At 49.3% G+C, this 13098-nt stretch carries 9 protein-coding genes; 1 reads left to right on the forward strand and 8 read right to left on the reverse strand.

All coding sequences use genetic code 11. The annotated features are described in order from the left end of the window. Nucleotides 1–102: 102 nt before the first annotated feature. Nucleotides 103–648, reverse strand: a complete 546-nt coding sequence (locus F4X88_04565) for a hypothetical protein (GenBank protein MYA55549.1) — start codon at nucleotides 646–648, stop codon at nucleotides 103–105. 157 nt (nucleotides 649–805) lie between these two features. Here F4X88_04565 and F4X88_04570 point away from each other — a divergent pair, with 157 nt between their 5' ends. Further along, complete coding sequence (locus tag F4X88_04570; GenBank protein MYA55550.1) at nucleotides 806–1741, forward strand: phytanoyl-CoA dioxygenase family protein; 936 nt, start codon at nucleotides 806–808, stop codon at nucleotides 1739–1741. Between the two features lie 56 nt (nucleotides 1742–1797). Here F4X88_04570 and F4X88_04575 read toward each other — a convergent pair whose 3' ends face one another. The 7 genes from F4X88_04575 to aspS form a co-directional block, all read right to left on the reverse strand. Next, entirely contained in the window at nucleotides 1798–3123 is a 1326-nt protein-coding gene (locus tag F4X88_04575; protein ID MYA55551.1) for an NCS2 family permease, read from the reverse strand. 65 nt (nucleotides 3124–3188) lie between these two features. After that, nucleotides 3189–4166 (reverse strand): D-glycerate dehydrogenase, encoded by a 978-nt coding sequence (locus F4X88_04580; protein ID MYA55552.1) that lies wholly within the window; start codon nucleotides 4164–4166, stop codon nucleotides 3189–3191. 131 nt (nucleotides 4167–4297) lie between these two features. Next, on the reverse strand, nucleotides 4298–5743 hold the full coding sequence (gene der / locus F4X88_04585) for a ribosome biogenesis GTPase Der (protein MYA55553.1): 1446 nt from the start codon (nucleotides 5741–5743) through the stop codon (nucleotides 4298–4300). 187 nt (nucleotides 5744–5930) lie between these two features. Beyond that, nucleotides 5931–8267 (reverse strand): AI-2E family transporter, encoded by a 2337-nt coding sequence (locus F4X88_04590; GenBank protein ID MYA55554.1) that lies wholly within the window; start codon nucleotides 8265–8267, stop codon nucleotides 5931–5933. A 129-nt stretch (nucleotides 8268–8396) separates the two neighbouring features. Beyond that, on the reverse strand, nucleotides 8397–9980 hold the full coding sequence (locus F4X88_04595; protein ID MYA55555.1) for a dicarboxylate/amino acid:cation symporter: 1584 nt from the start codon (nucleotides 9978–9980) through the stop codon (nucleotides 8397–8399). Nucleotides 9981–9990: 10 nt separating this feature from the next. Beyond that, nucleotides 9991–10707, reverse strand: a complete 717-nt coding sequence (locus tag F4X88_04600; GenBank protein ID MYA55556.1) for a Uma2 family endonuclease — start codon at nucleotides 10705–10707, stop codon at nucleotides 9991–9993. 48 nt (nucleotides 10708–10755) lie between these two features. Further along, the gene (gene aspS / locus F4X88_04605; protein MYA55557.1) at nucleotides 10756–12774 is read right to left on the reverse strand and encodes an aspartate--tRNA ligase; all 2019 of its coding nucleotides are present in this window, start codon (nucleotides 12772–12774) and stop codon (nucleotides 10756–10758) included. Nucleotides 12775–13098 lie beyond the last annotated feature (324 nt).

Here is a 13098-nt window from a genome sequence, read left to right on the forward strand (position 1 = left end):
ATTTAACCGATGGACTCTGATGATCAGAGATGTCATCAGTGTAAATCACAAGAATCAGCGATCGATTTTCGCAACAGTTCATCAAAGAAGCCTCTCCTGAATTTAAGCCTGTTCTGCAGTTATTTGCGTTTTTTCTACGGATGTTAATCTATATCCCAATATTGCCCCGATAGGAACAGCAAGAATGTACCAGATTTCGACTGGTAAACCGAGGTGTACCCACCCACGCATGGGTAACGAGATAATATACGCCAGCGTTTTAAGAATGGGTAGGAGCAACGCCAAGATCAGATTCGGTCTGCCAAATATCTCCCATGGAACGTTCAGCAGTGCTAGCAAACCGACGACAGCAGGTGGTCCCAAAAATGCCCCTGAACAGAGCGGTTTTAGTGGAATATCAGTGCCAAATTTTCGACTCACAAAGCGGATCCCTGTGCTTGCTCCTATAATCACAATTCCGTATGTGACGCTCAGCGAAATGAGGAGAAATAAGCCTACCCAGAAACCGTGATTGACTCGGTCCCCAAGTAGGGACTGCCAGATAAGATTCTCAAATATCAGCAGACACATCCACCCACCTGCCAACCCAATGACGCTTCCCGCGGCGATTTGTCCAACCGTTAGTGTAATGTTATTTTTGGTTTTCATGCGCTCCCGACTTTCTCTTCAAATTTTCAATTCTATTGTAGCACAATGCCACATTATTGTCAAAAAAATCTCATCTTTTTTCTGTGGGGTCATTTAGAAATGAAATGTCCATCCAGCACAAAAATTGGGATTGACGAAACAGCGAATATCTATTAGAATGCCGACAACGCTCGGTATTTACAGCATAAACAACAGCCCCGCTTTAGACGGAGGAAAAGAAATGAAGGAATATTTAGAAATTCAGAAACCTGAACTTGATTACACTTACGAGTTTGAAACGGATCAACTTTCCCTCGTGTCTGAATGTCTTGAGGCACACGGCTTCGCGATTATCAAAGATGTTCTGCCTCCTGATCTGGTCGACAGTTTAAAGCAGGCGGTCTTTGATGGGACAGATCCGAAAAGGGAATTAGAGCATGGACAGAGTAGCACCCGACACGCGTGGATTGAGTCTGGACCGGGGGCTTGGCAGCTGCTGGGATACGATCCGTTTATAAAAATCCATCGGCACCTGATTGGTGCCAAGGAATTGACCCTCCACCGATCTGCCGCTATCATCCGGATGCCTGGATCCCAACCCGTTACATGGCATACGGACTGGTGTGGGTTTTCAACGGATGCCCCTAAAAATTCCGGTGATGTGTTGAATCGTGGACTTTGGCCCTCGGGTAAATGGTTCTATCTGACGGGTTCTCGTCCGGAACACGGCGGGTTGTGCGTCATTGAGGGGTCCCACGTAGAGAACTGGGAGGGTCCCGAAGGCTTCAAACTGACAGCGGATAAACGCTCCTTCTATAAGGAAGGCGAAGAAGAAAAGCCTTATGCAAGTTTTGATATTCCGGGCTTAGTGCCACTTTTTACGAATCCGGGAGACATGATTGTGTTTGCGCATCGGACGTATCACGGTGCGTTCCCGAACCAGATTAATGAAGTTCGGTTGTCGTGTGGGGTCGGTTTTCGGAGACGGGACCACCACATCGATATCCCGTGGGAGATCCCAGAAGAAGGCAGGCAATTTTTAGCGGATCTACCGTCTCACTTTCACCGATACACACACGGCTACACCAGCATCAATCTTAATTGGCGAGGGTAAGAGCAGTCGGCGGGGTTAGAACCCCGCCGGTAGAGAAAAGTAATTACACATCGCTCCTACAGATCACCGATGTAGCAGGCGATGAAGAAGAGTGCGAAGTAGTAAATGACGGGATGAATCTCTTTCCTGCGTCCCGTCACCAGTTTCAAAAACGCCAATGAGATCAATCCGAAGCCGATGCCGTCTGTAATACTGAAGGAGAGCGGCATCATTAGCATCGTAAGGAACGCGGGGATGGATTCCGTGATGTCTTCCCAGTCAATTTGATTGACGTTCCTGAGCATCAACCCACCGACAACGATGAGAGCGGGAGCAATAATCGGATAAAGGAACGCAGAGGGCCCGATCTGAAACCCACCTCCCACAATCTTAACAAGCGGATATAAAAAGAGAGAGAGTAACATGCAAACCCCTGTAACGGCAGCGGTGAGACCTGTCCGTCCGCCTTCAGTAATCCCTGTCGCGCTTTCGATGTAACACGTCACTGTTGAGGTACCGAGTAAGGAACCGCCAACAGTACTTCCTGCATCTGTCAAAAGTGCCCCTCTGGCTTTTGTGAGTTTTCCCTCTTGGAGGAGTTCTGCCCGATAGCCGATAGCCGTGAGCGTCCCGATACTATCAAACATGTCAATCGCGAAGAACACAAAGATAATGGGAATGAGTTCCAGTTTAGCGAAGATATTAGGCAGCTGTAGTTTGAAGAACGTTGGTGCGATAGACGGCGGTGCTGCGGCGATTCCATCAAACGATGCAACTCCGAAAATGAGGTTGGCGATAGTTGAAATAAGGATACCGATCAGGATCGCGCCACGCACCTTGCGTGCAATGAGGGTGAGCGTTACAGCAATACCGAAGAGTGAGAGTAGGACGGGCGCGGCGTCGAGGGCACCCCGGGTTATAAACGTGGCGGGATCTTTTGTGATAATTCCACTCATCTGGAGTCCGATGAAGGCAATGAACAAACCGATCCCGATAGCAATGGCATTTTGGAGTGAGTGTGGCAGGGCATTCATGATGGCTTCACGGATCCCCACAAATGAGAGGATGAAGAATAGCATACCTGCGATGAAAACAATCCCTAATGCCTCCTGCCAGGGGATGCCTGAACCCCTGCAAAGGTCAAAAACGAAATAGGCGTTAAGTCCCATACCGGGTGCCAATACAACGGGATAGTTCGTTAGAAACGCCATGAAGAACGTTGCGAGTGCACTGGATAGGCAGGTCGCGACCATAACGGCACCATAATCCATACCCGACAACGAAAGCATTGCGGGTTGCACGAAAATTATATATGAAATTGTCATAAAATTCGTGAGCCCTGCAACGAATTCGCGTCTTAACGAAGTGCCGTTTTCTTTTATCGCAAATAACTTTTCAAGCATCATTTTCCCTCCTTGTCTTAGTTAAGTGAATATAGGCAAGTGGTGTCGGGATTTGGAGATCCCTCCTACTGGGGAAAGTTTGGCTGAAGCACACCATAAGGCAATTGCTCTCCCTTTAAACCGGCAAGTAAATTCTCCATCGCCATTGTCATCATCTTCATCCGAGTCTGGATAGTGGCACTCCCAAGATGTGGGGCAATGATAACATTGTCCAAGTCGAGAAGCGGATGGTCGGTCTCAATTGGTTCCGGCTCGGTTACATCGACGGCAGCCCCTGCGATCTGTCCCTGCTTGAGTGCCTCATATAAAGCGTAGTGATCAACGACAGGGCCTCTCGCGATATTAACCAAAATAGCTGTCTTTTTCATTAAAGCGAGTTCAGCTTCGCCGATAAGGTGTGTTGTTTCCTCGGTCAACGGGACGTGAAGTGTCACGAAGTCAGAGGCTTCTAATAGATTTTCAAGTGTCACGTATTCTACGCCGAGTTCCTGTTCCCAGTCTGGGCGGCGTTCACGTTTGTAGTAGAGGACACGCATGTCAAAAGCTCTGGCACGTTTGGCAACGGCATGCCCGATTCGTCCCATTCCGACAATCCCTAAAGTAGAATGATGTACATCGGTTCCCCAGAGGATGTTTGGGTCATAGTAATGCCACTGCTTATCAACTTGGACGTGGTTATGAGCAGGAACAATATTCCGAGCGGCAGCGAGCAGGAGTGCCATGGTCATATCGGCGGTGGTATCACTGAGAACCCCTGGTGTATGTCCAACCGCGATCCCTCGTTCTCTACACGCTTCAACATGGACGTGGTCATACCCGACTCCGACGACAGAGATAGATTTGAGATTCGGTGCTGTCGCAATCATTTCTGGAGAGACAGGCTCATGCCCATACGTCATCAATCCATCAAGTGGCGGAATTCTTTCAGCGATGGGCGGCAAAATGGCACTCGTGTGCCACATATCGACCTCGCATTCTTCTGCGATCTTCGTGAGTATCTCTTCCCGAACAGGACGCGTAATAAAGACTTTAAATTTTGACAAAGCATTCCTCCTTTTATAGTTTTCAGTACGCCTGCTGCGCAGGCTTTCAGTCGTCAGTCGTCAGTTAAGAGGTTTTCGTTTAAGAGCAGCCTCTTGTAACTGATAATTGTTAACTATTAACTGATAACTATTCATGATCTGCGATAAAAAATCCGTATCGGTGTGCCGTAAAATCCGAATTCCTCCCGAAGACTGTTGATAAGGTAGGCTTGATATGGCTGCTGGACGCGATGGACATTCCGTCCGAAGATTAAAAAAGTGGGCGGTTTGGTTCCTACCTGCGTGATATATTTGAGTGCGGGTCGGACCCCTTTAACCCGCGGCGGTGGATGTGCATTTCGCCACTCTAAAAGCAATTCGTTGAGTGCGGGTGTAGGGATGTGTGTACAATACTCACGGTAGACCTCAAGTGCAGTCGTTAATACTTGGGTAACACGTTGTCCAGTGAGTGCCGAAATAAAGACGCGTGGCACATAACTGAGTTGCGGAAGTTGAACATCTATGGCATCCATAAACGCTGGATGTGTTGTGTCATCTTTATCAATCAGGTCCCACTTGTTCATGACTAAAACGGAGGCCTTCCCTTGTCGTTCGATGAAATTAGCGATAGTCTTATCCTGTTGTGCGACTTCTTGGGTTACATCGAGCACAAGAACAGCGATGTCGCTCTGGCGAATGCTGTGTATGGCACGTTGGACGGTTGCGGATTCAAGTTCATCCTTGATAGTGGATTTACGCCGCATTCCCGCTGTATCAACCACCTCAAACGGGATATTGTCGTGAACGAGTCGGATATTCACAGCATCGCGCGTGGTGCCGGGTCGGTCATCAACAATCATCCGCTCCTCCCCTAACAAGCTATTGATAAACGAGGACTTCCCGACATTCGGTCTACCCACAATGGCGATTTTCATTGTGGCAGGCGCGTCATGGACGATTTCGTCGGCCTCAGGAAGGGCTTCAACGATGTGGTCGAGGAGTTCCCGAATCCCATCGTTTTGGACACATGATGTCCACATCGGCTCTGACAATCCGAGTGCGTAAAATTCGGCGGCTTCATTGTGAAATCGGTCGCTATCTACCTTATTGACCACGAGGGAGATAGGTTTATCAGCGGCTCTGAGTTTATCAACGATAACCCTGTCATGGGGCATGATACCGGTCCGTGCGTCAACGACGAAAAGGACAAGGCTCGCTTCAGCTAAGGCAGTATCCACCTGCGCTTGAACATTATCGATGAGTCGGTCATCAGGATCAATATCCAAACCGCCGGTGTCAACGATGGTAAAAGCGCGGTCTACCCATTGCACATCAGCGTAGTTTCTGTCGCGCGTCACACCGGGAGTGTCATGAACGACAGCGTATCTACGTGAGGAACGATTTTCAGTTCCCTGTTTTCGGTCATCCGTTAAAGAGGCCTCTGGTTCAACAGGCTCATTTTTTAACCGAGAATCGACACCCACTGTTTGAGAACCTCTCTGCTGCCGACGGCTATTTGCAGTGATTCGATTGAAAAGCGATGATTTCCCGACGTTCGGTCTGCCGACGATCGCTACAATGGGGCGTACGGTTTCCATGTTTTTAATTTTCCTTGCGGTTCGGTGAGGTACGTTTCAAGCTTAGCGTGCCTTTCCGTATACCCGTCCTCCACTACGTTACGGACTATGCGATCTTAGACAACACAAAATGTTTAACGTTCCTTGCGGTTCGGTGAGGTACGTTTCAAGCTTAGCGTGCCTTTCCGTATATCCCACCCTCACTCTGTTACGGATTTTCCGTAGTATCGTCGGCTGCGTTAACTTCCAAGCGTCCATTTGTCGCTACAGATTGAGAAACGGCAATAACCGATTTTACCACAACAATGATAGGAATTGCAAGCAATACACCCCAAAATCCGAGTACAGCGGCCCCAACAATCACAGCGAACATAATAAGCAGGGGATCTACATCAACGGCGGTGCTCATGATTTTAGGTGAAATTAATGAGTTGTCAAGCGTCTGAATGCCAAGGATAGCAGCTAACAGAAAAGCACTGCGAATGAGGAAATCAATCATGCCGAAATCCCCAGCCGCCAGCCCCATTAGCATCGCTATGTATGCGAAACCGCCACCGATAAAGGGTCCAAAGGTCGGTATAGCATTACAGATCCCGGCGATTACACCAATAACCAATGCGAACGGCACACCGATAATGCTGTACGCAATACAGGAAACGATCGACACAATTGCGATGACTGTGACTAATCCTTTTAGGAACTGCTGTAAATTTCTATCAATTTCGCGCAGATAGGTCTTGGCAGTTTCGCGATGGAGCTCAGGGACCAGCGTGATGAAACTGCGGAAATAATTGTCAAACGACTGGTTTGCATAGACAAACACAATGAATGCGAGTGATACTGTGGCTAAAAACCCACCAAATCCAAAGGCGATTGAACCCGCGAACTGAAATCCCTCTCTGATAGCCTCCCCCCCTGTCTGGGCAATCATTGGTATTCTCTCAGTCAAATATGCTTTCGCTTGCTGGACAATTGGTTCGTCCCGATACGTATAACTCAGTCCTTCCTTATATGTCGCAAAGGGTCGCCATCCGGCAGTAGTCGTCGCCCGGTGAAGGATAGCAGTTTCAGTACCGATGTATACACCAGAAGGTGCCGATGCTAACAACGAGACTGCAGCGGTCCCTTCCGTTTTACGCCATGTGCCAAAACGATGCCACTCATAGAGACCATCAGGCGTGCCAGCGTAAAGTTCAATTTTTCTAATTTTCCCTGCGGTTCGGTGAGGTGTGTTGGGATCTTCACGCGTCTCTGCGTCGAGTCGCCTTCCACTACCTTTCAGGCTTGTGCTTTGGATCTCGGATCCCGATTTTACTGGAAAGGGTACGTCACTTGCAAGCGCATAAACGGGATGTGCTATAGAAGGAAGCGGATTCCACTCAAGAGAGGAATCCTCCAGATACCAATGCACGGTTGTAGCCTTAGGCGTTATAGAAGGAGATAGCGAACTGACGCGTGCTCCTACAGGCATGGCCTCACTTATCGTTGTACTGGCGACATAAATTGTCCTATCACCATTCGTATCCACAAGTGAGACGATACTGACGATGGACCTATCACCATAAGTGTTAGGGGCAACCTCACGCCATGTTTGTCCCAAATCCTTAGTGCTGTAAAGTCCTTTTTGTGTCCCAACGTAAATCTGGGTATTATCCCAATTCGGCACACTGATAGTTTGAATGGAGAGGGTATCGAAAGGGGTTCCTTGCACCTTGTGCCATATTCTTGGGTTCTGGATGCGTGTTACGTTATCGTCAATCGCCTCAGTGCTATCGACGGGCAATGCTTTGTAATACCGATATAACCCACTCTGCGTACCGGCATAGATAACGTTTCCAACTGCTGCGAGTGCTTGTATCGATTTACCAAGGAGTCTATCATTCGTAATCCCAATACGGTCGAGCTCCCTTTCTGCTCCCTGTCGAATTTCATAGACACCGTGATTCGTCCCGAGATAGAACGTCTCTGTTGGGGTCGCCTGCTCGTCTGTTGCTGCTACATCGCCTTCGTTAACACTAATAGCGACCGCTTCAAATGTTTCACCGACGACATAAGGTAGGATCGTCTCGTAATAAAACTTCAGTAACCCACTTCCCATTTGGGTTGCTTGTTTGCTCACCTGTTTTCCGGTATAGAACAGCAGTGCACCGCAGACGCACACAATCAGCACTGTCGCGATCCCACGTTGGTATTGTGCTTTGAAGGGGAGAGCATTCCAGAGAAACCTAAAGATATAAGCGAAGCCAAATCCTAAAATGAAAGGGGTTAGCACGCCCAACAAACGGATAAAAATCCATACGGCTATCATCAGTATCTCAAGAATGACGATGCTTTTTAGGTCGATCCAACGGTAAACGCGGACAAGCAGTACAATCAGCAGTATCGGCACGATTGGATGCAGCAAGAGTATTCGGCTGCTGTTGGCGCTGCCTTTGTAATAGGCAAAGGCTATCCATCCGGCAGCGAGCACGACGCTGATAATTGAGAGAATCGTTGTGACGCTGAGTACTGGCGGCTGTGGATTCGGCTCATTTTGCGTATTCATACTTTGATAGTTGTCAGTTGTCAGTCATCCATCGTCCGACAGTTAGAGTTCTGGCGAGGACGTTTGGTATTGACGCGGGTAACTGGTAACTGACAACCATTCCTCTGATAGTGCTTAACGATTCGGCATTTACGCGGTTGCGGGGGCATCCGTTGAATCTCTGGATTCATACGTTTCAATCACGCCTGCCCCGATGCTGTCCCCCCAAACGTTAATTGTGGTTCGGAAGCGATCCAGCAGCCAATCAATAGAGAGAATAAGCGTTATTCCTTCAACGGGGAGGTCTACGGCTCTGAGCACAATAACCATTGTGACGAGACCTGCCTCTGGAATCCCTGCTGCGCCGATTGCTGCCAAAGTCGCTGTAAGGACAACAACAATTTGTTGCGCTGGATCCATGTTTATCGCATAGACCTGTGCGATGAACATGACAGCGACTGCCTCATAAAGTGCAGTGCCGTCCATATTAATGGTGGCGCCTAAGGGGAGGACGAAACTGGCGGTCCGGCTGGAAACCCCATTCTGATTCTCGACCCCTTCCATGGTTAGTGGCAGGGTTGCACTTGAACTCGCTGTTGAAAAGGCATTCAATAAAGCGGTCGCCATGCCCTTGAAGTAATTGACGGGGTTCCGACGTCCGAGGAATAACAGCAGTAGGGGTAAAACGACAACAGCGTGTAAACCGAGCCCTAACAATACTGTGGCACTATATTTTCCGACTGCAACGAGTTCGGGCCAGAAACCTGCGAACCCCTTTGCTTCACCGATTCTGCCCGCGATTAAGCCGAAGATGCCGACCGGTGCGACATACATTATCCAGTGAACGAGCTTCATCACGGCTTCGTTTAATCCGGCAATCACGGAGACAACGGGTTTGCCAATATCACCAAGCATAGATAAGGCAGCCCCGATGAGGAGTGAGAAAAAGATTAAGGGCAGAATGTCGGTGTGCACCATCGCTTTGAAGACGTTTGAGGGGATCATCCCCTCTTTGCCGGTATCTTCGTTACCGAGAAACACCTCTTTGATGGTGTTGCCCATCGTCCGCTCAGTTTTGTCGGACATCCTTGTGGCGATCGGTAAACTGATGTCGATGCCTTTACCGGTAGCGTTAGGTTCTATCCTGACGAGCCGCCCCTCAGAGAATAACAAACGTTCCCCATCGTCGGTGGTGACATAACGGGCATCCTTGAAGGGTTGCCACGATTTTACTGTGACGGTCGTTCCCGAAATTGATTCGACTTCACCCCGGATGTCTTGGTCGATGAGGGTAATGACATATTTATTGTTATAGGTCCGATTGAATTCCCCGCTCAGCTCAGCAGTGAGCATCTCAGGACCAGAGAGCGTGTAACTTAGCTCGGGACGTTCTTCGCCTTGCGAGAGTCCTTTCCCCGGCAAAATGATGTTGACGAGAATTATTCCAATGAGAACAGAAATAGCGGTTGTCGCCATGTAGTAGAGGACAGTCCGTCCGCCGATGGAACCGATGTTGCGGATATCGCCTAAATTCGTTATCCCGACTATCATGGACAAGACGACGAGGGGCACGACTATCATTTTGAGTAAGTTTAAGAATATCTCACCGAGTATTGTTGTGTGGACTGCAAAGCCTGGTGCGAACCCACCGATGATTGCTCCCGCGATAATCGCAATGATAATCCCGTAAAGCAGGCCGAGGCTGACCTTTGGTTTCTTTTCGTTTTCGTTCATAGTTTTCTCCTTATTCGGATTGTTCGGAAGTTTGTAGTCGTTTCAGGGCTGCACGTGCTGCAGCGAGTTCGACCTCAAGAGTTTGACGTGCGATAGATTCTTGTGCTGCGCGAGTTTCGGCTGCGTCAGCGCGGGTCTCCGCCGCATCTACGCGTTCTGGAGACGGGAGCAACCACTCGGATGTAACGGGGTTATACAGCCTCAGTAATCCCTCATACTCGCCTAACTCTAAACCTAACACCCCAGAAGAGAGCCGTTCATCTATAAAGGGTATTTCTTGATAGACTTCACCCACCAGCCGAAAACCGATAAAAAACGGATCACTCTCATGATATGGATCGTAAATGTAATACTCCTTGACGCGAAGAATCGTGGCGTAAATCTCCTTTTTTGTTGTCAGGTCGTTTTCAATCGTGCTCGGACTCGCAACCTCTAACACAAAATCAAGCGTCGACGGGTGTTCCCAGGTTTTATAGGTTCGGATATCTTTTTCAGAGACACCCTGAACCATGAACACGTCCGGGGAGATACTCTTCCGGGGATTCCCTTCTTCGTAATACAGGAACATGTTGCCTGCAATAAACACATCTGGGACCCCCCGGAAATGGGTTCGGAGGGTATCCATACAATCTATCATCACCTGTTGATGTTTCGGCGTTTCTGCCATCGGCTCACCGTCTGATTCGGGATAGACGAGTGTCGGGGCAGTCCCTATTATTTTCGCCATCGTGCTATCTCCTTATGAACTGCCAGTTCGTTGGCTCTGTAAATTATGTTAGACATCTCCGTCAACGCGAATTGAGAGCTCTTCCAGTTGTGCGTCTGTTACAAGGGACGGCGCGTGTGTGAGCGGACAAAGTCCCTGTTGCGATTTCGGGAAAGCGATGACCTCTCGGATGTTCTCCTCGTTCCGCATCAACATGACAATCCGGTCTAAACCCGGTGCAATGCCTGCATGCGGCGGTGTGCCATACGCCAAGGCATCTATGAAATAGCCAAATCGGCTTTCGACCTCTTCCGGCGTGATGTCCAAGACATCGAAAACCTTTTGTTGGATATCCCACTGGTGGATTCTCACGCTTCCGCTACAGATCTCATATCCGTTGCACACGAGATCGTAGTGTTGGCTCTGCACCTTCCCGGGATCCGTGTCTAACAACGGTAAAGTCTCTTCTGTTCCTCCGGTGAATAGATGGTGGAAGGGTTCGTAGCGATTCTCATCCTCATTCCATTCAAACAAGGGATAATCAACGATCCACAGGAAATTGTACCGGGTTTCGTCAATGAGGTTTAGTTTGCGTCCAAGATGGAGGCGGAGGTTGCCGAGGGCATCGGCGACGACCTTAGGTCTGTCAGCAACAAAGAACATGATGTCGCCCGGTTTCGCGCCCGTTCTCTCCTGTGCCGTTTCAAGTTGCTCTGTTGTGAAGAACTTGACAATACCAGACGAAAACCCACCGATCGTAACTTTAACCCATGCCAATCCTTTTGCTCGATAAGTGGCGACGAATTGGGTCAGGTCGTCGATGTCTTTGCGTGAAAAGTCCGCCCCCCCTGGGGCGGCAATGGCTTTGACCTGTCCACCTGCGGACAAGGCGCGTGTGAATACTTGAAACTCACAATCCGCCATGACATCCGAGAGATCGGTAAGCTCCATACCGAAGCGCGTATCGGGTTTGTCGTTCCCGAACCGTGCTATCGACTCGTGATACGGGAGCCGTAGGAAAGGCGTTTGGACGGGAATACCCCCCGCACCCTCAAATATACGTTTCATCAACCCCTCGGTCACCTCAAGCACATCGTCCACGTCGGCGAATGACATTTCAATATCAAGCTGGGTGAATTCCAGCTGTCTGTCAGAACGGGTATCCTCATCGCGGAAGCACCGTGCTATTTGGAAATATCGATCAACGCCGCTCATCATTAAAATCTGTTTAAACTGCTGCGGTGATTGTGGAAGCGCATAGAACCTGCCGGGGTAATGACGACTGGGAACGAGTACGTCCCGCGCCCCTTCGGGTGTGCTGTTCATTAAAATGGGAGTCTCAATCTCAAGGAAGCCCTGCTCGTTCATATAATTGCGCGCTGCGAGTGCCGCTTTATGCCGCATTGCTAAAGTTTTCTGCATCTCAGGGCGACGTAGATCAATAAATCGGTAGCGCATCCGAATGTCTTCCGCTACGTCGATGTCGTCTTCAACAGGGAACGGCGGCGTTTTGGCGGTATTCAGAATATTCAGAGAATCCACAGCGAGTTCAATCTCACCTGTGTCGAGTTCCGGGTTGACTGTGCCTTGGTAAATGCTGAGACCGTTTTCCGTATTTTCGATGTGATATGTCCGATTATTTTCGACATCGGTGAGTAGCCACCGCGCGCCAGCGACGCGGGTCGCCACCTCAATCTCTTCGGCGAGGGTGTACTTCGCATCAACATCGGCAAACAGGGATCGGAATGCTGCGGAGAGGGTGCCATCGGCGAGTTCTGTTTGGTACGCAGCGTCTGCATGGAAGAGCAATTCGCCGGGATCCCGTTCGCGAACGGTGCCACTGACGTTCAGCACATATTCGCTTCTAATGCTATCTGCGAGGGCGTGTGCTTTTTCATCAATCTGTGGATCAAAAACAACTTGTGTGATGCCTGTTCTATCGCGTAAATCAACGAAGATGACGCCCCCATGGTCTCGACGGCGGTTGACCCAACCGTTGAGTTGCACAGTGGTCCCTGCATCGGCTAAGCGCAGGTCCCCACAATAATGGGTTCGTTTTAAACAAGGTGATGTGGCTTCTTGAGACATATTTTAATTATTCCTTGCGGTTCGGTTTTTAATTATTCCTTGCGGTTCGGTCAAGTGGGTTAGAGATTTCACGCACCTTTGCGTATATCCGCCTGCGCCGATGTTGCAGGCTATCGGTTTGGGTCTAACACAACCTTTTTACGCCTTGCGGTTCGGTCAAGTGGATTAATACCTTTTTTAATTATTCCTTGCGGTTCGGTCAAGTGGGTTAGAGATTTCACGCACCTTTGCGTATATCCGCCTGCGCCGATGTTGCAGGCTATCGGTTTGGGTCTAACACAACCTTTTTACGCCTTGCGGTTCGGTCAAGTGGATTAATACCTT

This window comes from Candidatus Poribacteria bacterium (assembly GCA_009839745.1).
Classification (GTDB): Bacteria; Poribacteria; WGA-4E; order WGA-4E; family WGA-3G; genus WGA-3G.

Bases quoted from the DNA above. Each gene is read 5' to 3' on its own strand.
- F4X88_04565 (MYA55549.1), bottom strand. From the start codon at position 648: ATGAAAACCAAAAATAACATTACACTAACGGTTGGACAAATCGCCGCG.
- F4X88_04570 (MYA55550.1), top strand. From the start codon at position 806: ATGCCGACAACGCTCGGTATTTACAGCATAAACAACAGCCCCGCTTTA.
- F4X88_04575 (MYA55551.1), bottom strand. From the start codon at position 3,123: ATGCTTGAAAAGTTATTTGCGATAAAAGAAAACGGCACTTCGTTAAGA.
- der (MYA55553.1), bottom strand. From the start codon at position 5,743: ATGGAAACCGTACGCCCCATTGTAGCGATCGTCGGCAGACCGAACGTC.
- F4X88_04590 (MYA55554.1), bottom strand. From the start codon at position 8,267: ATGAATACGCAAAATGAGCCGAATCCACAGCCGCCAGTACTCAGCGTC.
- F4X88_04595 (MYA55555.1), bottom strand. From the start codon at position 9,980: ATGAACGAAAACGAAAAGAAACCAAAGGTCAGCCTCGGCCTGCTTTAC.
- F4X88_04600 (MYA55556.1), bottom strand. From the start codon at position 10,707: ATGGCGAAAATAATAGGGACTGCCCCGACACTCGTCTATCCCGAATCA.
- aspS (MYA55557.1), bottom strand. From the start codon at position 12,774: ATGTCTCAAGAAGCCACATCACCTTGTTTAAAACGAACCCATTATTGT.